We start from the raw sequence: 23295 nt of genomic DNA on the forward strand, positions 1-23295 counted from the left end.
GGGCAAGTTCGGACGAGACCGGACAGGACCGTTCGAGTGAAGTGTGAAGATCCTGCGGCGATCCGGGGGCGAATCAGGGTCTGTGGGGCACGACGGGAATGAACGGGGCGGGAAACGCCGCCGAGGCCGAGGGAAGGCTCATCCTCGGTACGTCGATCCCGGTGCTGGTGGGCTGCGGCACCGGGTCCCTGCGGTCGTCCGAGGAGCCGCGGTAGACCGCCGTGAAGGCGAGGGCGATCATGCCGACGCCCATCACCAGAGCGAGCAGCCACGCAACCGGACGGTGCCACCGGGCGCTGCCGCGATACGGGCGGAGTGCGCCGCCGTGCTGTCCGTAGGGGCCGGAGAGGATGTCGGGATCGTCGGAGTCGTATCCGTCGAAGGAACGCCCGTACTCGGCGGCGCCGCCCGGCCCGTACAGCTCGTCGAACAGGTCGTCGTCGCTCGGTCCACCGCCGGAGCGCGCGCGGGCCGCCTCCGCTTCGGCACGTGCCTGGGCGGCGGCCAGCAGCCGCTCGACGGCGGTGGGTTCGTGGATGGTCGCTGCCCTGATGAAGGACTCGTCGAACACCACGGCGGCGAAGTCCTCGCTCGCGCCTCCGCGGTCGTCGTCGGGCTCCCAGCCGTCCGGGAACGGCCTGCCCCCCACGTCGTCCGGCATCCTCTCAGGGTAGTCCGGGGTGCTCGTTCCGGGCAGGGAGAGGCCGAACTCTCCCCGCCTTATGCGCCACCCGTCCGGACCTCACTGCTCATCTCGTATGACCGTCACCGGTCACGATGTACTTGGTCGAGGTCAGCTCCGGCAGGCCCATCGGGCCCCGGGCGTGCAGCTTCTGGGTGGAGATCCCGATCTCCGCGCCGAAGCCGAACTGGCCGCCGTCCGTGAAGCGCGTGGACGCGTTCACAGCGACGGCCGCCGAGTCCACCAGCTGGGTGAAACGGCGGGCCGCGGCCTGCGAGGTGGTGACGATCGCCTCCGTGTGGCCCGAGGACCAGAGCCGGATGTGGGCCACGGCCGCGTCCAGCGAGTCCACCACGGCGGCGGCGATGTCGTACGAGAGGTACTCGGTCTCCCAGTCGTCGGCGGTGGCCGCCACGAGCGTGGCCTTGGTCCCGCCCTCGTACGCGAGCACCCGCTCGTCGGCGTGCACCGTGACCCCCGCGCCGGCCAGCGCGTCGAGCGCGCGCGGCAGGAACGCGTCGGCGATGTCCTGGTGGACGAGCAGGGTCTCCGCGGAGTTGCAGACACTGGGGCGCTGCGCCTTGGAGTTGATGAGGATGCCGACGGCCAGGTCGAGGTCGGCGTCGGCGTCCACGTACACATGGCAGTTGCCGGTGCCGGTCTCGATGACGGGGACGGTGGACTCCTCGACCACCGTCCTGATCAGGGAGGCGCCGCCGCGCGGGATCAGTACGTCGACCAGCCCGCGGGCGCGCATCAGCTCCCGTACGGCGTCCCGGCCCTCGCCGGGCACGAGCTGTACGGCGTCGGCGGGCAGACCCGCGCCGCCCACGGCGTCCCGCAGCACGCGTACGAGCGCGGTGTTCGAGGCGATCGCCGAGGACGAGCCGCGCAGCAGCACGGCGTTGCCCGACTTCAGGCAGAGCGCGGTGGCGTCCACGGTGACGTTCGGGCGGGCCTCGTAGATGATGCCGACGACACCGAGCGGCACCCGGACCTGGCGCAGGTCGATGCCGTTGGGCAGCGTCGAGCCGCGCACGATCTCGCCGACCGGGTCGGGCAGCGCGGCCACGTCCCGTACGTCGGCGGCGATGGCCCGTACCCGCTCGGGGGTGAGGGTCAGCCGGTCGATGACCGTCTCGCTGGTGCCCGCCTCCCTGGCACGCGCGACGTCCTCGGCGTTGGCCGTGACGATGTCGTGCGTGCGGACCTCCAGCGCGTCGGCGATCGCGAGCAGCGCGTCGTCCTTGACCGCGCGCGGCAGTGGCGCGATGTCGGCGGCGGCCGCCTTCGACCGGTAGGCCGCGCGGGCGACCGGAGAGAGATTGTCGTACGGAGAAAGCGAGGTCATGCCCGCAGGGTAGTGCGACTCCTGCGGGCATTCCGCTCGTATTCCGCACTCCGAGACAACCGCGACGCACGCGGGAGCGACGGTCAGAACGGGTGTACGCCGACCGGAGCCGCGGGCGGTGGTCCGTAGCCCTCGGCGACGCGCTGGTGGTACGTCTCGCGGTCGATGACCTCCAGGCCCACGATGTCCCAGGGCGGCAGCTTCGCGCTGGAGCGGTGCTCTCCCCACAGCCGCAGGGCGACGGCTGCCGCGTCGTGCAGGTCGCGGGCCTCCTCCCAGTAGCGGATCTCCGCGTGGTCGTTGGCGTACCGGCTGGTCAGCAGGAACGGGTGGTCGTGGGCGAGCTGTTCGAGGCCGCGTCTGACCTCGGCCAGGGGAGCTTCGGTGCCCGAGACGCTGAGCGTGATGTGCCACAGCTTGGACACCGGGCGCTTCTCCCCGGCGGTGTCCGGGGCCCCCGCTCGCGCCGGGCACTCCCCGGCGCCGGAGTCCGCGGAGCCGCCGAAGACGCCGGAGCCGCCCGGTCCTTCCGAACCGTTCAGGTTCTCGGGGCCGTCCCCCGCGCTCTCGAAGTCTTCCCCCGCTTCGACACTGGTCAGGGCCCGTTCCTCCCCCGCCGCCCGCCTGGCGTGGGCACTTCTGCCGGTACCTCGGGGCACCGCCCCCGGGCGCGCTCGTCTCACCAGCGGCCTCCTGTTGTTGCGTCGTGGTGCTGTCCCCCGCATGTACCCCTGCGACAAAGTTGACCAGCCTTGGGCGGGACGTGGGGCGGTTTTGGTGAAGGTCCCCGCCCGAAGGCGGGACTTTCAGCCGTTCAGGAGCGGAGTCAGGGGCGCAGGACGACCAAGTCGTCCCTGTGTACGACCTCGCGTTCGTACGCGGGTCCCAGCTCCCGCGCCAGTTCGCGGGTGGAACGGCCGAGCAGCTGGGGGATCTCCTTCGCGTCGAAGTTGACGAGCCCGCGCGCGACGGCGTGCCCCGCCGCGTCCCGCAGCTCGACCGGGTCACCGGCGCTGAACTCGCCCTCGACAGCGGCGATTCCGGCCGGCAGCAGCGAGGTGCGGCGCTCCACGACGGCCCGTACGGCGCCGTCGTCCAGGGTGAGCGAGCCCTGCGGGGTGGAGGCGTGGGCGAGCCAGAGCAGCCGGTCGGCGGAGCGGCGTCCCGTGCTGTGGAAGTACGTACCGGTGTCGCGGCCCGCGAGTGCGTCGGCGGCGCGGCTCGCCGAGGTCAGGACGACCGGGATGCCCGCGGCCGCCGCGATCCCGGCGGCCTCGACCTTGGTGACCATGCCTCCGGTGCCGACGCCCGCCTTGCCCGTACTGCCGATGGAGATCCCGGCCAGCTCGGCGGGGCCGCGCACCTCGGCGACCCGGGAGGTGCCGGGGCGTGCCGGATCACCGTCGTACAGACCGTCCACGTCGGAAAGGAGAAGCAGCAGGTCCGCACGTACGAGGTGGGCGACGAGCGCCGCGAGCCTGTCGTTGTCACCGAAGCGGATCTCGTCGGTCGCGACGGTGTCGTTCTCGTTGACGACGGGAAGGGCGCCCATGCTGATCAACTGGTCGAGCGTGCGGTAGGCGTTGCGGTAGTGGACGCGGCGGCTGGTGTCGACCGTGGTGAGGAGCACCTGTCCGACCCGTACGCCGTAGCGGGCGAAGGACGCGGTGTAGCGGGCGACGAGCAGCCCCTGTCCGACGCTGGCGGCGGCCTGCTGGCGGGCCAGGTCCCTGGGCCGGCGGGTGAGGCCGAGCGGGGCGAGTCCGGCGGCGATGGCGCCGCTGGAGACGAGGACGATCTCCTTCGCGCCGCCACCGCGGACCGCGGCGAGTACGTCGACCAGCGCGTCGACCCGGTCGGCGTCGAGCCCTCCCGAGGCGGTGGTGAGTGAGGAGGAGCCGACCTTGACGACGATTCTGCGGGCCGCGGTCACGACGTCCTGACGTGTGCCCGCTCCGGGTTCCTGTGCCGCTGCCACGTGCTCTGCCTCTGCTCTCGCTCGCCCCTCGGCCCACCGGGCTCACCGCCGGGCCGCCCGCCGGCTGAGCAGCGTACGCGAGCACGCGCGGGCGCGGCCGGGTCTTTCACTGGCCAAGACACCGGCGCTTCCGAGGTGATCCGAAGGCAAACGGACGCTCTCGACAATCTCCGCGTTGTACAAAGTTTCCTTCGTACGCGCGTTCCCTCTACGTACCATGAGCCGTCTGGCCCGGCGTCCACCGTGTTCGTCAAGCCTCCGCAACGTGCACAACCGGATGTCGATGACAACTGTCCGTCAGGTGTAACAACGGCTGGGAAACCTGTCGCTGCCCGAGGCAGAGCCCGGCCGGCCGCGGTGGCGCCTGTGCGCGCCGTCGCGGCGGCTCCCCCACGCGCGGAACCCTGGGCCAACACGAACGAGATGGACGATTTCAGCAATGCCAGCAAAAGTGAGCGTCGTCATTCCTGTGTACAACCCGGGTAAGTACATCGACCCCTGTGTCGATTCCCTGCTGGGCCAGACGCTCCCCGCCGAGGACTTCGAAGTTCTCTTCATCGACGACGGTTCGACGGATGACAGCCCCGCCCGCCTCGACAAACTGGCCGAGGAACACCCGCATTTCCGGGTGATTCACATTCCGAACTCCGGCTGGCCGGGCAAGCCGAGGAACATCGGCGTGTCGGAGGCCGAGGGCGAGTACGTCCAGTTCGTCGACCAGGACGACTACCTGGCGTCCGACGCCCTGCGTCGGCTGTACGAGATGGGCCACCGCAACGGGTCCGACATCGTCATCGGTAAGGTCGCGAGCAACTTCCGCGGTGTGCCGCACGGCGTCTTCCGGGCGAACCGTGAGAAATGCGACCTGTCCAACGCCCCCCTCTACGACAGCCTCACCCCGCACAAGATGTTCCGTACGGAATTCCTCCGCGACAACAAGATCGCCTACCCCGAGGGAAAGCGCCGCCTGGAGGACCAGCTGTACATGATGCAGGCGTATTTCCCCGCCAAAGTCGTTTCGATCCTGGGTAATTACACGTGTTATTACTACTCCAGGCGGGACGACGGACAGAACGCGGGATCGGCGCGGATCGTGCCGTCCGGCTACTACGGCAACCTCCGCGAAGTGCTGGATGTCGTCGTGGAGAACACCGAACCGGGTGAATTCCGGGACCGGCTGCTGCGCCGCTTCTACCGCGTGGAGATGCTGGGCCGGCTGAGCGAACCGAGCGTTCTCGGTTACACCCCCGAATACCTGGACGAGATGTGTGACGCCATCCGTCCACTGGCCCTGGACTTCATGCACGACGGCGTGCACGACGGGCTCGGCGGCCTCACCCGGCTGCGTTCCACGCTGCTGCGGCGCGACGACCGCCAGGGCCTGCTGCGGATCGCCCGGTTCGCCAAGTCGGTGAAGGCCACGGCCCGCCTGGAGGAGCTGGACTGGCAGTACGACGGCAGGATCGCGCTCACCGTCACCGGCCGTTTCACGCACGGCGAGGACCGGCAGCCGCTGCGTCTCGTCCACCGCGACGGGCGCTTCCTCCTTCATGAGGAGTACACGAAAGGGTTGTTGTCCGACGGCGAACTCCTCGACGTCACGGACGAGATGGACGGCTTCAAGGGCGAGCTGTCCCTGCGCAACCGGGAGACCGCGGTCGAATGGCCCTGTCCCGCCGAGTTCACCCACGAGGTCGTGGAACTGGCGGACGGCAGCTGCGAGGTCGTGCTGCGCGGTTCCGGCACGGTCACCAGCGAGGCGGTCAAGGGACGCGGCCGGGTCTCCCGGGGCTTCTGGGACATCTGGGTGCCGATGCGCGGGCTCGGACTCGTACGCAAAGCGCGGCTCGGCGCCGACCGCGCGCCGCAGGTCGACGCCAAGTGCCTGCCCGCGATGCTCGGTTCACCGGCCCGCCCGGTCATCCCGTACTTCACCGACCCGCACGGCAATCTGACCCTCGATGTCGCGGGCCGCGCCAAGAAGCTGGCCGTTTACCTCGCGGACCGTCCCGTGCTCCGGATGCCCAGCGGCAAGCCGGAGCTGCGCCTCGACCTGTACACCGCCACCACGACGAGCCCGAGGACCGTCGAGCTGACCCTGACATCGGCCGACGGACAGTGCAGGACCGCGCCGGCCACGCTGCGCCCCGATCACTCGCGCGCCCACCTCACGATCCCCGCGCAGGTGACAGGCGCGCCCGAGGGTACGGCGCAGCTCGCGGTGCTGCTCGACGGGCCGAAGAGTCCCGCGTTCCCGCTCTGCGACGTGAGCGTCGGCAGCGGCGGCCGGATCCGTCTGGAGCGGACCGGCCTCGCGGCGGTGGACCCCCTGCTCGTCAGGGTATTGACGGTTCAGCGGCGCCGGGCGGCAGCGCTGAACGTGCTGCGCTCGATCGGCGGGCCGCTCGTGCGCCGGCTGCCACCGAAGGCGCGCAAGAAGGTACGCCGGCTCGCGGCCCGGCTCTGAATGTCCCCGAACCCGCACTCACCACCGGTCGTACCGCAACCCCCCACATCTCCAACAGAAGGGCACGATCACATGCGACAGCTCTCCGTCGAAGGCTCCTGGGTACATGAGCCGACCGTCCTGGAGGACAGCCGTGGCAGCTTCCACGAGTGGTTCAGAGCCGAGGACTTCGCCAAGGCCGCCGGCCACCCGCTGTCGCTCGCGCAGACCAACTGCTCCGTCTCCCAGCGCGGGACGCTGCGCGGTATCCACTTCGCCGACGTACCGCCCAGCCAGGCCAAGTACGTGAAGTGCGTGCGGGGCGCGGTGCTCGACGTGGTCGTGGACATCCGGACCGGCTCCCCGACGTACCGGCAGTGGGAGGCCGTGCGGCTGGACGACGCGAACCACCGCTCCCTCTATGTCGCGGAGGGCCTGGGGCACGCCTTCATGGCGCTGACCGACGACGCGACCGTGGTCTATCTCTGCTCCGAGGGCTACGCCCCGGGGCGCGAGCACGGCATCAATCCGCTGGACCCGGCGCTCGGCATCGAATGGCCCGGGGACATCGCGCCCCTGCTGTCCGACAAGGACGCCGCGGCCCCGACCCTCGCCCAGGCCGAGGAGCAGGGCCTGCTTCCGTCGTACGAGAAGTGCCGTGCGTACTACGAGGAGTTGGCGCGCCCGTAGGACGCGGGCAGCGCATGGGCCCGCGCGATCCTCTCCGGGATCGCGCGGGCCTTGTCCGTGGCCCCCGTCAGCCGGTGATGTCCTCGATCCGCTTGCGGATGGGCATGAAGGCCGACCGGCCCCGGCGCAGGTTCCGCGCGCGGACCAGGGCGGGCCAGAAGCCGGCCCGCATCAGCGCCTCCGGCCGGACGGCGTTCTTGCGGACCAGCACCTCTTCCGGCACGTCCTGCGGGTCGGGTACGACGAACTCGTCGATGATCCTGTCGTACGCGTTCTTCAGCACCGTGGACTCGGGGTTGGCGCCGAAGACGGCGACCACACCGGTCGGAGCGGTGTCGACGTCGACCACGAGCAGATCGGGCCGGTAGCGCCGCAGCACGGTGGCGACCTTGTAGACGTCACCGGCCCAGAACCTGGTGTGCCGGCTGCGCGCCGCCTCGTCGACATCGCGCGGCAGCATGTCGTCGAGGACGATCACGCTGGACCAGCGTGAGTGCTTCTCGACGTTCATGAAGTCCCGCAACGCGAACTCAAACAGATGCAGCCCGTCAATGAACGAAAGTTCGAGTTTCGGGGCGCCGCCGAGCAGGTTGGCCGGATCCCGGCGAGCCAGCGCGCGGAACGGGTTCCGGCCGTTGCGCAGGTGGATCAGGGGATCCTTGCGGGCGAAGAAGTCGTCGCTGGTGGCCTTGACCAGATGGACATCGCAGCTGATGTCCGTGACGACCTTGAAGGCCGGGTCGATGGCGACCGACGGAACGCGGGACAGTGCCAGGCTGCGGCCGTCGTTGACCCCGATCTCCAGGTAGGTGCGGGGCTTGTACAAGCGGTGCAGCTGGCGCAGGAAGCCGTGGCGATCCACGTTTGTGGCCCTTCGCTGAGAATCAAACGGAACGAGGTCATTGATTCTCAGTGAATTTAGCCGGTTTCCGGCCAATGAGTACGCATTTACGCCCCGCTGGTCGCCACTCCCCGTTCGGCCTCCAGCAGGGCCGGGAAAGCTTCCGCGAGGGCTTCCCGCCAGTCACGGATCGGCTCCACCGGTGTCTCGTTCCAGCGGTCGTGACCGAGCACGCTGTACGCGGGCCGCGGGGCCGGACGTACGAAGGCCGCACTGGTCGTCGGACGGACCCGCTCCGGGTCCGCGCCGAGCAGCCGGAAAATCTCCCGGGTGAAGGCGAACCACGTCGTCCGACCGCCGCTGGTCCCGTGGTAGACGCCGGCCGGAGCGGTTCCCGCCAGAGCCGCCGTACCGAGCCGCACCAGCCGGTCGGCGAGATCACCCGTCCATGTGGGCTGTCCCTGCTGGTCGTTCACCACATCGAGGGTTTCCTTGACGGACTCCAGCTTGATCATCGTGCGGACGAAGTTGCCGCCGCCGGCGCCGTACAGCCACGCCGTACGGATCACGTAACCGGTGTCGGGCAGGGTGTCGAGCACCGCGCGCTCCCCGGCCAGCTTCGTACGGCCGTACGCGCTGCGCGGATCCGCGGGCGCGTCCTCGCCGTACGGCGCCTGCGCGTCGCCGGCGAAGACGTAGTCCGTGGAGACCTGGAGCAGGACGGCGCCCGCTTGCCGGCAGGCCTCCGCGAGGACGCGCGGCCCCGTGCCGTTGACGGCGAGCGCGTCGCTCTCCTTGGCCTCCGCGTCGTCAACGGCCGTCCAGGCGGCGCAGTTGACGACGACGGCGGGCGCGTGGGCGGCCAGGGCCGCGCGGACGGCGGCAGGGTCCGTGATGTCCAGCGCGGCTCTGCCGAGGCCCACGGCGCTCTCGTCCGCCGCGGCCAGGCGGGCCAGCAAGTCCTGGCCCAGCATGCCGCGCGCACCGGTGACGAGCCAGGTGCTCACAGCGCGGCCAGCTTCTTCAGCGGCTCCCACCACGAGCGGTTCTCGCGGTACCACGTCACCGTCTCGGCGAGCCCGGCGGCGAAGTCCTTGCGGGGCTCGTAGCCCAGCTCGGTGCGGATCTTGGCGCAGTCGACGGAGTACCGGCGGTCGTGGCCCTTGCGGTCCTCGACGTACTCGACGCTGGTGTCCCAGTCCGCTCCGCAGGCTTCCAGGAGCAGCCCGGTCAGTTCCTTGTTGGACAGCTCCGTGCCGCCGCCGATGTTGTAGACCTCGCCGGCGCGGCCGCGCGTGCGGACCAGCTCGATGCCCTGGACGTGGTCGTCGATGTGCAGCCAGTCGCGGACATTGCCCCCGTCGCCGTACAGCGGGACCTTCAGGCCGTCCAGCAGGTTCGTGATGAACAGCGGGATGACCTTCTCCGGGAAGTGGTGGTGCCCGTAGTTGTTGGAGCAGCGGGTCACCCGCACGTCGAGCCCGTGGGTGCGGTGGTAGGAGAGGGCGATCAGATCGCTGGACGCCTTCGCCGACGAGTAGGGCGAGTTGGGCTCCAGCGGATGCGTCTCGGGCCAGGAGCCCTCGTCGATCGAGCCGTAGACCTCGTCGGTGGAGATGTGCACGAACGTCTTGATGCCCGCGCGGTGGGCGGCGTCGATCAGCGTGTGGGTGCCGACCACGTTCGTACGGACGAACTCGGCGCCGCCGTCGATGGAGCGGTCCACGTGTGACTCCGCGGCGAAGTGCACCACCTGGTCGTGCTCGGCCATCAGCTTGGCGACCAGCTCCGGATCGCAGATGTCGCCCTGGACGAAGGCGAAGCCCGGGTGGTCACGGACCTCGTCGAGGTTGGCGGGGTTGCCCGCGTACGTGAGCTTGTCGAGGACCGTGATCTCGACCTGACCCGGACCCGTCGGGCCGAGCACCGTACGGACGTAGTGGGAGCCGATGAAGCCGGCACCCCCCGTCACCAGGATGCGGGTGGGACTCGTGGAAGTCGTCATGACGAGATCTGGACCTTGCTGTGGTCACCGAGGACGAGCCGGTGGGCGGACGGGTTACGGGGAGCGGGGGTGACTTCGACGTCACGGCCGATCAGTGACGCCTCGACCCGGCGTACACCGGCGAGGGAAGCGCCCCGCAGAACGATGGAGTACTCGACCTCGCAGTCCTGGATCCGGCATCCCTCGGACACCGAGGTCGAAGGACCGATGTAGGAGTCGCTGATCACCGTGGAGGCTCCGATGATCGCGGGGCCGACGATGCGGCTGCCGGTGATCTGCGCGCCCTTCTCGATCCTGACCCGCCCGATGATCTCCGTGTGCTCGTCGACCGTGCCCTCGCAGCACGCCTCGATCGTCTCCAGCACCGAGCGGTTGACCTCCAGCATGTCGGTGACGTTGCCGGTGTCCTTCCAGTAGCCGGAGATCGTCGTGGACCGCACGTCGTGGCTCTGGTCGATCAGCCACTGGATGGCGTGCGTGATCTCCAACTCGCCGCGCCAGGAAGGCGTGATGGAACGCACCGCTTCATGGATCGCGGCGGTGAAGAGGTAGACGCCGACCAGCGCGAGATCACTCTTCGGCTCGGCCGGCTTCTCCTCCAGGGCCACCACCATGCCGTTGACGTCGAGTTCGGCCACGCCGAAGGACGTCGGGTTCGGCACCTTCGTCAGCAGGATCTGCGCGTCGGGCCGGTCTTCGCGGAAACCGTCCACCAGCGTGGTGATACCGCCCACGATGAAGTTGTCACCGAGATACATCACGAAGTCGTCGTCGCCCAGGAACTCACGGGCGATCAGGACCGCGTGCGCGAGACCGAGCGGCGCGTCCTGGCGCAGGTAGGTGACGTCGAGCCCGAAGCGCGAGCCGTCGCCGACCGCTTCACGGATCTCCCCCTCGGTGTCACCGACGATGACCCCGACCTCGGTGATGCCCGCGTCCGCGATGGCCTCCAGGCCATAGAAGAGCACTGGCTTGTTCGCCACGGGAACGAGTTGCTTGGCCGATGTGTGTGTGATGGGGCGCAGGCGGGTACCAGCCCCGCCGGACAGAACAAGAGCCTTCACGGTCTTTAGTCCCAGCTTGAGAATCAGCACTGTCCGGGCGGCAGCCCGACAGGGGGGACCTTACCTACGATTTCTCCCGAAATTTACTAATCTCTGTTGCTACCCGGCGGTACGTTCCACTGACCGCCCCCGGCGCCGGGGGCGGTCTCCCTACCCGGCGGCGGCAGCTGCCTTGACCCGCGTCAGCGCCCGCACACGCGTACGCATCCTGCGGGCGACCCGGCGCGCCAGCGACCTGCGCCGCCTGACCACCTTCGGTGCCACTATCCGTTCCAGGCCCGGCTTGCCGAGCCAGTCCGGCACGGTGACTTCGTACATCGCGTCCGGGATGCCCGCCGCCTTGTCCCGGAAGTGCGGGAAGGCGAGATAAAGCGTACGGGCGCGGCCCCTGTGTACCACGTCCGGCTTAATACCGGACTTGACGAAGGCGAGGATGTCGGCGAGCAGATCGAGCCGCCCCATCGCCACGCAGTGCAGCCGCAGCCGCTCGGAGACCTTGATACGGCGGGCCACTCCCGGGTTCCAGTAACGCTCCATCAGCGGCGCCGCCAGCTCCAGCTTGTGCTGCCTGATCTGCTCCGGCTGCTTCAGGACACCGTGCGAGAACTGCTGGATCAGACCGATCGTGAAGGGTCTGACCATCAGCCGGTCGCGCTTGGGCCCCGCCGGCACCAGTTCGGTGATCAGCGCCATCAGGGCGGCCGCCGAATCGAACCTCAGTGTGTAGCTGCCGCTCTTGGTCACGTGCTTGCCGTCGTCGCGGCCGACCAGGTAGTAGCAGGTGTAGTCGGAGATCACCGAGACGCCGTTGCCCCGGAGATACGCCTCCATCGTGAAGAGCGCGTCCTCCCCGGTCTTCAGCCCCTCGTCGAACCGCAGACCGATCCTTTCCAGCAGGTCGCGCCGGAAGAGCTTCTGCGCGCTCAGCGTGAAAATCACCTGCGAGTCGTACACATCGACACGCTCCTGCGTCCGGGTCCACATGGAACGCGGAGCGCCTCGGTTCACCCCCTCCACCTTGCCGAGCACCACGTCCGTACCGGCACGGTCGGCCATGGCCACCATGCGTTCGAGCGCTTCTTCGGCGAAATAGTCATCAGCGTCCAGAAAGAACACGTACCGTCCCCTGGCCAGGCCGATCCCCGTATTGCGCGGGCCGCTCGGCCCGCCGGAGTTGGCCTGGCGTACCACCCTGGTCGGGATGGCGGTCGCGGCGGCGAACTTCTCCAGATACTCCCCCGTGCCATCGGTCGAGCCGTCGTCTATGGCGACGATCTCGATGCGGTCGGCGCCCAGCGTCTGCGCCTCCACAGATTCCAGGCAGCGGACCAGATAGGGCATGGCCTCATATGCCCCGACGATCACACTCACGTCAGGAATAGTCTTCTCGTTCATCAGAACTCAAGACAATTGACACCGATTGTTGGTTGCCCTGCGGACTGCGGCAGGGCGTGTGACGCCCGTCACGACATGGTTCCGGCGACCCGTCCCCCCGCTCGTTTCCGGGCATGAAAAAGCCCGGCAGGGCGCCCGAAGGCGCCCTGCCGGGCTCTGGATGACCGGTGCCGGAATCAGCCCCGAACGGGTGAATCCAGATCGTTGTTCTCCGGTTCACTCTCCGCGTCGCCCTCGGTCTCCAGACCTTCCTCCGCGAGGCTCCCCACAGGTGCGGAGTCGTCGGGCGCGGCGGCCTCCTCGGAAGCGGCGAGCCGCTGCTCCACCGTGGTGTTGCGCAGCTGCGCCTTCGCGGAGAGCGCGTTGACCGCGCCGTTGAACTGCTCGATCGACGACGGCTCGTCGGGCCCGAGCAGGTACTGCTTCAGCTCGCGCCGCCCCTCCGCCAGTCCATCGGACGACGGGTCGGTGACGGCGGCGAGCAACTGGGGGAGCTCCTCGGCGCTGTTGGACAGGATCACCGCGGCGCGCACCGCCGTGTTCTGCCGCTTGAACTCCTCCACGCCCAGCACCGCGGAGTCGGTCACCGCGTACGGCTTGCCGCTCGCGATGAAGTCCGAGACCACGCTGGAGATGTCGGAGACCATGGCGTCCGACTCGTTGAAGCAGTCGTAGAGCCGCGGCTGCGCGCCGCTGATCACCCGGTGCTCCCACCAGCCGAAGCTGCGCCAGTACGTGCTGTTCCAGTCGTCCCTGAGCTGCGCCAGCTCCGCCTGCCGCGCCGGGTCGGCCTGGGAGTCGCGCGACTCCTCGGCCTCGTCCTTGCGTACGGCCGACACTCCGGACAGCTCGGTGATCCGTGCCTCTATGCGGGTCAGCTCGGCCCGCGCCGCGCTCTGCTCCTGCCGCAGTTCCGCGTTCTCCTTGGCCCAGCGGGCGTCGGACGTACGGGAGTTCGCGGCGTTCTCCACCATCGCGACGATCCGCGCGTGGACCGCCTTCGCCTGCGCGCTGCGGGTGCCGGTGAAGGGGTGCGGCTTGTAGAGCAGCCGGACCGGCGGCTCGGCCTCCAGCAGACCGCGCACGATGTTCTCGCCCGCGAGCAGCAGGGAGGTGTTGCCGGGGTTGTCGTCCCAGCCCTCCCAGGTCGGGGCGTACAGCACGGTCGGGATGGGGTTCTTCGTACCGCCGGCCGACGGCAGGATCGGCGCCAGCTGCGGACGGCCCACCTCGACGATGTCGTCGTCGCGGACGCCGACCTCGGCCAGCGCGTAGCGGTCGCGGCCGGCCCGCCCGGCGGTCCACACCTCGTCGTACGCCTTGCTGTACGGGTTGACGCTGGCGAGCTTGTCGCTGTCGCCGTGTCCGATGAAGACGTGCTTCATCGTCGGGACACGCAGCATGTGGATGTTCTTGCCGACGTTGGCCGCGTACAGCGCGACCCGGACCGTGGACAGGTCCAGGTTCATCAGGTGCACACCGCCCGGCACGCACAGCACCGGCACGGCCGTCGGGCCAAGCTGGTTGGCGATGGCCCGCTCGCGCAGGATGATCAGCGGGCGCCCTTCCAGCTGCGCCATCGTCTCCAGCCACATGTTGGCCTGGTACGCCGACTCCTTGGAGCCGGAGAAGTACAGAATGACCGTCGGCTTGTAGTCGCCCAGCCAGACGTCCACGGCTTCAAGGACCTTCTGCGCCTTGGGCACGATGCGGCTCGGCCGCAGGTTCGGCACCAGCGCGAGGAGGTAGCCCACGGCGAGCAGCAGGGTGAGGCCGATGCCCAGGTACCCGTAGAGGTCGTCGCCGCTCTGCACCGCGACGAGCACGCCGGCGACGGCGAAGATGTCGAGGTGGAGCATCTTCTCGGCTGAACGGTTCAGCAGCAGACGCGGCGGGGCGTCGGGGATGCGGATCGACGCGAGGTCGATGTTGCGGGTCACCACGGGGAGCCTGCGGCGCAGCCGGAGCAGGGTGACGATCGCGCCGTGCGGTGCCTGGAGTGCGTAGAACACCAGCACGGCCACGACGGTCGTGTAGAAGAGCCGGTCCGCGCCGAGTCCCATCCGGGCGATGAGCAGCACGAGCAGCAGCTGCCTGATCAGGAAGCGGATCGAAAGACCTGCCCGCACCTTCGCGAGCCGGTTGACCAGGTAACTGCCGCGCTTGTGCAGATAGGTGTCCGCGAGGTACGTCACGGCTGCGGCAGCCGCGAAGAACCAGAGGTTGGGAATTATCGCGGCAACCATGACGCACGGGAAACTCAAGCCCAGAAGAAGTGCGGCTGCCAGCTCTGATCCGCTGCCCACCCGGGCGAGGCGAATGGCTGTCGAAATCACGAAGTACCTGCTCCAGACCGTGCCGGACCGTTGACTGTAGAAAGGACGTGTGAAGAGGAGGAAGAAGACGTCACCGGGAGCTGTTTACACATCTTCCTGGCGATCCAGCACGGACGCGAGGACCTGGTCGAAGCCCGACACCCCGGAGGTGCCGCGCGTCGGGTCCTGCTGCCGTACGTCGATGACATGGCCGGTCAGCTCGGACAGCAGCACGTCCAGCGAGGTCCTGGCGACGGCCTCGGAGGAGAGCAGCGATCCGGCGGGCTCGTCACCGAAAGCCTTGGTGCGCATGGGTGTGGCGGTGCGCTCGGGGTTCACGCAGTTCACCCGGATGCCTTCGCCCGCCCATTCGTCGGAGAGAGCCTGGGTGAGGTTCACCATGGCCGCCTTCGTCGACGAGTAGAGGCTGTACTCGGCGCGGCCGCGGGTGTAGCTGCTGGAGGTGTAGAGCAGCAGCTGACCCTTGGTCTCCACCAGGTACTTGTACGCGGCGCGCGCGATCTGCACCGGCGCCAGGTAGTTGACGTTCAGTGCTTCCTGGATGGTGGTGGTGTCCGTCTCGGCCAGCTTGCCGATCCGCAGCACACCCGCCGTGTTGATCACATAGTCGATGCGGCCGGTCTCGCTGTAGGCACGCGAGAGCGCGTCGTCGACATGCTCCGGATTCTCCACGTGGGTGCCCGTGGTGGAGCGGCCCAGCGCGTAGACCTTCGCGCCGAAGGACTCGGCGAGCGCCGAGATGTCCGCGCCGATGCCGTACGAGCCTCCGAAGACGACCATGGTCTTGTCGGTCAGCAGCTCGCGGTACGCGCTGTCGGACGCCTGCGCGGGAGCGGAGGAGGAGGCCAGCTGGAAGAGCTTGTCGGCGAGGAAGACGTCGACCGGCTGAGTGACCTTCATGTTGTACTCGTCGCCGGCGACCACGTAGATCGGCACGTCGGGCAGGTACTTCAGCACGACGGAACAGTCGTCGGTGGCCTGGAAGTTGGGGTCACCGGCGGCGACTTCGTACGCCCTGCGGATCGTGGAGAGCTTGAACGCCTGCGGGGTCTGGCCACGGCGCAGCCGGGACCTGTCCGGCACGTCGGTGATGAACTCGCCGTCCCCGCCGTGCGTGCGGGTCACGATGATCGTGTCGGCGGACGGAATCGCCACGTCCACCGCCTGGTAGCGGTCCAGCGCGTCCACGCAGTCCTGGATCACACGCTGCGACAGGAGCGGACGTACGGCGTCGTGGAAGAGGACGTTGCGGTCCTCGCCCTCGGCCAGGCCCTCGCCCAGCGCGGAAATGGCGCGCTCGGTGGTCTCGTTGCGCGTCGTGCCGCCTTCGATGACCTTCGTGACCTTGGTGAAGCCGGCCTTCGCGATGATCTTCTCGATGTCGGGCACATAGCCGGGGGCCATCAGCACGATCACGTCGTCGATGGAGTCGGCCTGCTGGAAGATCGACAGGGTGTGCTCGATCACCGCCTTGCCCGCGATCTTCAGCAGCTGCTTCGGGATCGACAGGCCCACACGCTGACCGGTGCCACCCGCCAGGACGACGGCGGTGGTGCGGGGCTTGGGAGTGGACGCGGAAGTTGCAGACACAGACTGACCTACCTTGCGGGCTCAGAGGATGTAGGGATGGTCCCACCCGTGGCAATCGTCTTGCAAGGTGGACCACGGCCGCTGGCCACCGGCCCGCAACCCCTGGTTCACCTGCGGAGTCTAGAGCACCGGTGGTTACCGCCCAGCCGTCGCGGGTGAAGGACACCACACAAGATCCACTCCGGAGCACCAGGGTTCCCGGATCAGAGCATACGGAGCGCGCCCGCCCCGCTACCGGCCGCCACAACGAGCCGGGCGGCCACGGGAAACCCGTGACCGCCCGGACCGGCGAAATGCCGTGTACCCCCATCGGCCCGCGTGATTCAGCGTTGCCGGGGGGAGCCTAGAAGGGGTTGAACTCGTCGTACTCCCGGTCCACGTCGTCCCGTTCGGCTTCGCGGTCCCTGCGGCGCTGCGACGCGGGGCGCGGGGCCTCCAGGCGGTGGTCCTCACCACGGCGGCCCAGCATCTCGGCGCCCGCCATCATCGTGGGCTCCCAGTCGAAGACGACCGCGTCCTCCTCGGGGCCGATCGCCACGCCGTCGCCCGCCCTGGCACCGGCCTTCATCAGCTTCTCCTCGACACCGAGGCGGCTGAGCCGGTCCGCGAGGTAGCCCACGGCCTCGTCGTTGCTGAAGTCGGTCTGGCGCACCCAGCGCTCCGGCTTCTCGCCGCGCACCCGGTAGATGCCGTCCTCTTCCAGCACGACGGTGAAGCCCGCGTCGTCGACGGCCTTCGGACGGATGACGACCCGGGTCGCCTCCTCCACCGGCTTGTCCGCGCGCGCCTTGGCGACGATCTCGGCGAGTGCGAACGAGACCTCTTTGAGGCCGAGATGAGCCACGGCCGAGACCTCGAAGACCCGGTATCCGCGCTTTTCCAGGTCCGGACGGATGATGTCGGCGAGATCCTGGCCGTCCGGGATGTCGACCTTGTTGAGGACGACGATCCGCGGCCGGTTCTCCAGACCGCCGCCGTACAGCTTCAGCTCCTCCTCGATGACATCGAGGTCGCTGAGCGGGTCGCGCTCGGACTCCAGCGTCGCCGTGTCCAGTACGTGCACGAGCACGGAACAGCGCTCGACGTGACGCAGGAACTCCAGGCCCAGGCCGCGGCCCTGGCTCGCGCCCGGGATGAGACCGGGTACGTCCGCGATGGTGTAGACCGTCGAACCGGCCGTGACGACACCCAGGTTGGGGACGAGCGTGGTGAACGGGTAGTCCGCGATCTTCGGACGCGCCGCGGACAGCACGGAGATCAGCGAGGACTTGCCGGCGCTCGGGTATCCGACGAGCGCGACATCGGCGACCGTCTTCAGCTCCAGGACGATGTCACCGCCGCCGCCGGGCACGCCGAGCAGCGCGAAGCCGGGCGCCTTGCGGCGCGCGGAGGACAGCGCGGCGTTACCGAGGCCGCCACGGCCGCCTTCGGCTGCCACGTAGGTGGTGCCCTGGCCCACCAGGTCGGCGAGGACGTTGCCCTGCTTGTCCTGGACGACCGTGCCGTCGGGGACCGGCAGGATCAGGTCCTGGCCGTCCTTGCCGGAGCGGTTGCCCCCCTCGCCCGGCTTGCCGCTGGTGGCCTTGCGGTGCGGCGAGTGGTGGTAGTCGAGCAGCGTGGTCACGTCCTGGTCGACGACCAGGATGACGTCGCCGCCACGGCCGCCGTTACCGCCGTCGGGCCCGCCCAGCGGCTTGAACTTCTCACGGTGTACGGAGGCGCAGCCGTGGCCTCCGCTACCCGCGGCGACATGCAGCTCGACGCGGTCCACGAAGGTGGTCATGGGGATTGCCTCCAGTACATACGGAATGTCTTACCTGCAACACGCGAAAGGCGGACCCGCTTCCCCTCCGGGGAAGTGAGGTCCGCCTCGCGAAGAAAACCGTTCTGCGACTGCCTGGTGATCAGGCGGCGACCGGAACGATGTTCACAACCCTGCGACCACGCGCGGTGCCGAACTCGACCTCGCCCGGGTTCAGCGCGAACAGCGTGTCGTCCTTGCCACGACCGACGCCGGCGCCGGGGTGGAAGTGGGTGCCACGCTGGCGGACGATGATCTCACCGGCGTTGACGAGCTGACCGCCGAAGCGCTTCACGCCGAGCCGCTGAGCATTGGAATCGCGCCCGTTCCGAGTGGACGATGCGCCCTTCTTATGTGCCATGTCTCCTCAGTCCCTTACTTCGCAACCGCGGGGATACCGGTGACCTTGATCGCCGTGTACTGCTGGCGGTGACCCTGGCGACGGCGGTAGCCGGTCTTGTTCTTGTAACGAAGGATGTCGATCTTCACACCCTTGTGGTGGTCCACGATTTCGGCCGTGACCTTGAGGCCGTCCAGCACCCACGGGTCGCTGGTGACGGTGTCGCCGTCGACCACGAGCAGGGCCGAGAGCTCGATGGTGTCGCCAACCTTGGCGGTGGGAATCTTGTCAACCTCAACGATGTCGTCGACAGCAACCTTGTGCTGGCGACCACCGCTGCGCACGATGGCGTACACGCAGATCTCACTCTCGTTCGGAACGGAACTCCTGATGCCAGCCGTTCGCACGGGCCGGGGCCCGTGACGGTCCTGAAGGACGAGCGGCCTCCCCCGACGATCCGGGAGGTGGGTGCTCAGGAGTGGGCGCGCATACAAACACGCCGAAGGTTTAGAGTACGGGCCCGCTGTACAAGGGGTCAAACCAGCCCGGGGCGGCACACCCGTACCGCGTGGGAGAGCGACGGACGTACGACGGCCGCCGGCCGGTTCCGGAGTCCCGGGACCGGCCGGCGGCCGCTGTCGTACACGTGCTGTCACGGGCCTCCGCGGAGGCCCGCCGGTCAGTCCTCCGTGGAGGCCGTGACCGTGGACGGGTCCTGCTGCTCCGCCGCGACGGTCTTCTTCGCCGACTTGACCGCCTTCTTGGCCGTCGTCTTCTTCGCCGCGGTCTTCTTGGCGGTGGTCGTCTTCTTCGCCGCGGCCTTCTTCGCCGGGGCCTTCTTGGCGACCTTGCGCACCGCCTTCTTGGCCGGTGCGGCGTCCGTCTCCACGTCGCTGCCCGCGTCGTCCCGGGCGGCCTCAGTGGCCTCCTGAGCCTTCGCCGCCGCGACCACGACGACCGCCGTGTCCTCGGTGCCCGAGGGCGAGCCCGCGGGCGCGGTGACCTTACGGGTCGCCCTGCGGCGCGCACGCGGCGGCGCCGCGACGGGTGCCTCCTCGGCCACCGGGGCCTCGGCCGGCTCGGGCACGGCCACCGGCTCCGCCGCCACGGGGACGACGACCTCGGCCGCCGCCTCCGTGTCGGCCGCCTTCGGCGAACCGGCGGGCGCCGTCGCCTTGCGCGTGGCCCGACGGCGGGTACGGCCCTTGGGGGCCGCCTCCTCGACGGGAGCCTCGACGGGCTCAGCCGCTGCGGGGGCCTCCGTCACCGGGGCCTCGGCCTGCGGCTCGGCGACGGGCGCCACCACCACGGCCTCCGCCTCGGCTGCCCCGGGCTCGACGGCCTTCGGCGTACCGGCCGGTGCCGACGCCTTGCGCGACGCCCTGCGGCGGCCACGGCCCCGTACGGACGCCTCGGCCTCCGCGACGCTGCTGTACAGCTCCTCGTCCGGCTCGAACTCCGGCTCGGCCAGCGCGACGGGCGCGGCCACCTCGGCGGCGAGTTCGTCCTCGGACTCGGACTCGGCCTCGGACTCCGTCACCTCGGTGTCGGCGTACTCGTGCTCGTGGTCATGCGTGTGGTCCGTGCCGGACGCGCCACGGCCGCGCTTCTTCGCGCGCTTGCCGTTGCCACCGCCACCGGATGCCGTGGGCATCTCCATGTGGACGATCACACCACGCCCGTTGCAGTGCACACAGGATTCGGAGAAGGACTCCAACAGCCCCTGCCCGACCCGCTTCCTGGTCATCTGGACCAGACCCAGCGACGTGACCTCGGCGACCTGGTGCTTCGTACGGTCGCGGCCCAGGCACTCCAGCAGACGCCGCAGCACCAGGTCCCGGTTGGACTCCAGCACCATGTCGATGAAGTCGATGACGACGATGCCGCCCAGGTCGCGCAGCCGCAGCTGACGCACGATCTCCTCGGCCGCCTCCAGGTTGTTCCTGGTGACGGTCTCTTCGAGGTTGCCGCCCTGGCCGGTGAACTTCCCGGTGTTGACGTCGACCACGATCATGGCCTCGGTCTTGTCGATGACCAGCGAACCGCCGCTCGGCAGCCAGACCTTGCGGTCGAGCGCCTTCATCAGCTGCTCGTCGATGCGGTACGTCGCGAAGACGTCCACCTCGCTGGTCCAGCGCGTCAGCCGGTCCTTGAGGTCGGGCGCGACGTTCGCGACGTAGCTGTGAATGGTCTCCCACGCCTCGTCGCCGCTGACGATGACCTTCGTGAAGTCCTCGTTGAAGATGTCGCGGACCACCCGGACCGTCATGTCGGGCTCACCGTAGAGAAGCGTCGGGGCGTTGCCGCCGCCCTTCGTCTTCTTCTTGATGTCCTCCCACTGACCCTGCAACCGCTCGACGTCGCGGCGCAGCTCGTCCTCGCTGGCGCCCTCCGCGGCGGTACGGACGATCACGCCCGCGTCCTCGGGGACGATCTTCTTGAGGATCGTCTTCAGCCGGGCACGCTCGGTGTCGGGCAGCTTGCGGCTGATGCCGGTCATCGAGCCCTCGGGCACGTAGACCAGGTAGCGGCCGGGCAGCGACACCTGACTGGTCAGGCGCGCGCCCTTGTGGCCGATCGGGTCCTTCGTGACCTGGACGAGCACCGACTGGCCGGACTTGAGCGCGGTCTCGATACGGCGGGGGCCGTTGGCCATGCCCAGCGCCTCGAAGTTGACCTCACCGGCGTACAGGACCGCGTTGCGGCCCTTGCCGATGTCGACGAACGCGGCCTCCATGGACGGCAGTACGTTCTGCACCTTGCCGAGGTAGACGTTGCCGACGTAGCTGGTGGCCTGTTCCTTGTTGACGTAGTGCTCGACGAGCACGTTGTCCTCGAGGACGCCGATCTGGGTGCGCTCGCCGTTCTGACGGACGATCATCACGCGCTCGACGGCCTCACGGCGGGCCAGGAACTCGGCCTCGGTGATGATCGGCACGCGGCGGCGGCCCTGCTCGCGGCCCTCACGGCGCCGCTGCTTCTTGGCCTCCAGGCGCGTCGAGCCCTTGATGGACTGCACCTCGTCGGAGCTGGTGCTCTGGTGCTCGCGCTCCGCGCGCACTTCCTTCTTGCGCGGCTCACGGACCTTGACGACCGTACGCTCCGGGTCGTCCCCGCCGTTCTCGGCCTCGGAACCGCCGTCACCACTGCGACGGCGACGGCGCCTGCGGCGGCGGCTGCTCGCGGAACCGGCGCCGGAGGAACTGTCGGCGTGGCCGTGCTCCTCGTCGTCGCCGTCCTCTTCGTCGGCCTGCTCCGCGTCCTCGGCGGCGCTGTCGGCCCGGTCCGACCGCTCGGACCGCTCGTCCGACTGCTCGTCCGTGGAGTCGTCCGACTCCGCGGACTCGCCACGGCGACGGCGGCGGCCGCCACGGCGGCGGCGGCGCGAAGGACGGTCCTCGTACTCGTCGGAGTCGTCGTCCCCGCTCTGCTCGGCCTCGGAGGCGGACTCGACCTCGGGCTCGTCGGCGGGTGTCTGCGGCACCGTCTCCGCCGGAGCGGCCACGGCCTCGGCCGGCTCGGCGGCCGGCTCACCGCGACGGCGGCGCCTGCTGCGGCGGCCGGTGGGCTCGGGGGCGGCGGCCGGCTCGGGCGCGGCCGCGCTCTCCTGCTCGTCCTCGGCGTCGACGTCGTCGTACGTGTCGTCCACGGGTCCGGCGGCGGCTGCCATCGCGGCGGCCGTCTCCGGGGTCTGGAACATCGGCTCGGTGAAGACCGGCGCCTGGAAGACGGCGACGGCGGGCCTGCCACCACGGCGGCGCGAGCGCTCGGGCGCCTCGGCGGCCTTGGCGGCGGCGGGCTCGGGAGCGGCCTTGGTGGCGGGCTCGGGAGCGGCCTTGGCGGCGGGCTCGGGAGCGGCCTTGGCGGCGGGCTCGGCCTTCGTCGTGCCGGCGGCGAATTCGGGGGAAGTCGCCCTGCGGCGGGTGCGACCGCGGGTGGCGGCCTTCTCGGCGGCCTCGACCTCGGGGGCGTCGGCCGCGATCTGCGCGACGGAGTCCTGCGGCAGGCTCTCACCGGCCGTGCTCACGCTGTCGGCCTGCGGCGCACCGGCGGGCGCGGTGGCCCTGCGGGTGGCGCGGCGACGCGGACGCGCGGCGGGCGCGGCCTCCTCGGCGACGGGGGCGGCGGCCTCGACCGGCGCGGCGGCCGGCTCCGCGACCGTCTCGGTGGCGGTCTCGGCGCCCGTCTCCGGCGCGGCGACGGGCTCGGGGGCTGCGGTCTTACGGGTCGCACGGCGCCGCGTACGCGGCGGCGCGGGCTCCTCGGACGCGGCTGCCCCGGGCGCCACGGCCTCGGGAACCACGGTCGCGGGCGCCTCCACGACGCTCCGCGCGATCTCCTCGGCCTCCGGCGCACCGGCGGGCGCGGTGGCCCTGCGGGTCGCACGGCGGCGCGGACGGGCGGCGGGCGCCGCTTCCTCGGCAGCCGGGGCCGCTGCGGCCTGGACCGGCTCGGCCACGGGCTCCACGACCGTCTCAGGAGCGGCGACGGGCTCGGGAGCCGCGGTCTTTCGGGTCGCACGGCGGCGCGCACGCGGCGGCGCGGGCTCTTCCGTCGCCGCTGTCGCCCCGATGCTCTCGGCCGGCGCGGCCTTGACGGTGCTCTGGGTGAGGCTCCCGGCGTCCGGGGCCTCGCCGCCCGTGGCCGCCACGGGCGGACCCGCGGGGCGGGACGCGGCGCGGCGCCTGCGGCGCGGCGGCAGCGTATCGCTGGGTGAGTTGTTGTCTTCGCTGTTCGTCTGCCCGGTCGTACCGGGTTCGTTGGGCTCGCTCATGC

General features: G+C 69.8%; 17 protein-coding genes. 2 read left to right on the top strand and 15 right to left on the bottom strand.

Annotation, left to right across the window (positions count from 1 at the left end):
* Positions 1-73: 73 nt before the first annotated feature.
* The 4 genes from ACIP6N_RS18950 to proB form a co-directional block, all read right to left on the bottom strand.
* Positions 74-661 (bottom strand): hypothetical protein, encoded by a 588-nt coding sequence (locus ACIP6N_RS18950; RefSeq protein ID WP_401816968.1) that lies wholly within the window; start codon positions 659-661, stop codon positions 74-76.
* Positions 662-749: 88 nt separating this feature from the next.
* Complete coding sequence (locus ACIP6N_RS18955) at positions 750-2033, bottom strand: glutamate-5-semialdehyde dehydrogenase (RefSeq protein ID WP_401816969.1); 1284 nt, start codon at positions 2031-2033, stop codon at positions 750-752.
* Positions 2034-2116: 83 nt separating this feature from the next.
* Positions 2117-2716: a hypothetical protein gene (locus ACIP6N_RS18960; RefSeq protein WP_401816970.1), complete on the bottom strand. Its 600-nt coding sequence runs from the start codon at positions 2714-2716 to the stop codon at positions 2117-2119.
* 143 nt (positions 2717-2859) lie between these two features.
* A complete protein-coding gene (proB, locus tag ACIP6N_RS18965; protein WP_401817373.1) occupies positions 2860-3966 on the bottom strand; it encodes a glutamate 5-kinase in 1107 nt (368 codons plus the stop codon).
* A gap of 484 nt (positions 3967-4450) precedes the next feature.
* On the opposite strand from proB, the gene ACIP6N_RS18970 reads away from it, so the two are divergent.
* Complete coding sequence (locus ACIP6N_RS18970) at positions 4451-6478, top strand: glycosyltransferase family 2 protein (protein ID WP_401816971.1); 2028 nt, start codon at positions 4451-4453, stop codon at positions 6476-6478.
* 72 nt (positions 6479-6550) lie between these two features.
* Positions 6551-7147 carry a dTDP-4-dehydrorhamnose 3,5-epimerase gene (gene rfbC, locus ACIP6N_RS18975; protein ID WP_401816973.1) on the top strand — a complete coding sequence of 199 codons (597 nt, stop codon included), beginning with the start codon at positions 6551-6553 and terminating at the stop codon, positions 7145-7147.
* Between the two features lie 67 nt (positions 7148-7214).
* Here the strand turns inward: rfbC and ACIP6N_RS18980 are convergent, their stop codons facing one another.
* From ACIP6N_RS18980 to ACIP6N_RS19030, 11 genes are all read right to left on the bottom strand, one after another.
* Positions 7215-8009, bottom strand: coding sequence for a class I SAM-dependent methyltransferase (locus tag ACIP6N_RS18980; RefSeq protein WP_401816974.1), 795 nt, complete (start codon positions 8007-8009; stop codon positions 7215-7217).
* An 86-nt stretch (positions 8010-8095) separates the two neighbouring features.
* Positions 8096-8995: a dTDP-4-dehydrorhamnose reductase gene (gene rfbD, locus ACIP6N_RS18985; protein ID WP_401816975.1), complete on the bottom strand. Its 900-nt coding sequence runs from the start codon at positions 8993-8995 to the stop codon at positions 8096-8098.
* Entirely contained in the window at positions 8992-9993 is a 1002-nt protein-coding gene (gene rfbB, locus ACIP6N_RS18990) for a dTDP-glucose 4,6-dehydratase (protein WP_401816976.1), read from the bottom strand. Before rfbB ends, rfbD begins: the two co-directional genes overlap by 4 nt.
* Positions 9990-11057 (bottom strand): glucose-1-phosphate thymidylyltransferase, encoded by a 1068-nt coding sequence (locus tag ACIP6N_RS18995; protein WP_401816977.1) that lies wholly within the window; start codon positions 11055-11057, stop codon positions 9990-9992. The genes rfbB and ACIP6N_RS18995 overlap by 4 nt, the downstream gene beginning before the upstream one ends.
* A 150-nt stretch (positions 11058-11207) precedes the next feature.
* Entirely contained in the window at positions 11208-12452 is a 1245-nt protein-coding gene (locus tag ACIP6N_RS19000) for a glycosyltransferase family 2 protein (RefSeq protein ID WP_401816979.1), read from the bottom strand.
* 176 nt (positions 12453-12628) lie between these two features.
* Positions 12629-14788 (bottom strand): hypothetical protein, encoded by a 2160-nt coding sequence (locus ACIP6N_RS19005; RefSeq protein ID WP_401816980.1) that lies wholly within the window; start codon positions 14786-14788, stop codon positions 12629-12631.
* Between the two features lie 84 nt (positions 14789-14872).
* Positions 14873-16378, bottom strand: a complete 1506-nt coding sequence (locus tag ACIP6N_RS19010; protein ID WP_401816981.1) for an SDR family NAD(P)-dependent oxidoreductase — start codon at positions 16376-16378, stop codon at positions 14873-14875.
* 343 nt (positions 16379-16721) lie between these two features.
* Complete coding sequence (obgE, locus tag ACIP6N_RS19015; RefSeq protein WP_401816983.1) at positions 16722-18161, bottom strand: GTPase ObgE; 1440 nt, start codon at positions 18159-18161, stop codon at positions 16722-16724.
* 121 nt (positions 18162-18282) lie between these two features.
* Positions 18283-18540 (bottom strand): 50S ribosomal protein L27, encoded by a 258-nt coding sequence (rpmA, locus tag ACIP6N_RS19020; RefSeq protein WP_401816984.1) that lies wholly within the window; start codon positions 18538-18540, stop codon positions 18283-18285.
* A 14-nt stretch (positions 18541-18554) separates the two neighbouring features.
* Positions 18555-18875, bottom strand: coding sequence for a 50S ribosomal protein L21 (gene rplU, locus ACIP6N_RS19025; RefSeq protein WP_401816986.1), 321 nt, complete (start codon positions 18873-18875; stop codon positions 18555-18557).
* Positions 18876-19198: 323 nt separating this feature from the next.
* The gene (locus ACIP6N_RS19030; protein WP_401816988.1) at positions 19199-23293 is read right to left on the bottom strand and encodes a ribonuclease E/G; all 4095 of its coding nucleotides are present in this window, start codon (positions 23291-23293) and stop codon (positions 19199-19201) included.
* Positions 23294-23295: the final 2 nt, after the last annotated feature.

Origin of the sequence: Streptomyces sp. NPDC088725 (assembly GCF_044751305.1) — a bacterium.
Lineage (GTDB): Bacteria > Actinomycetota > Actinomycetes > Streptomycetales > Streptomycetaceae > Streptomyces.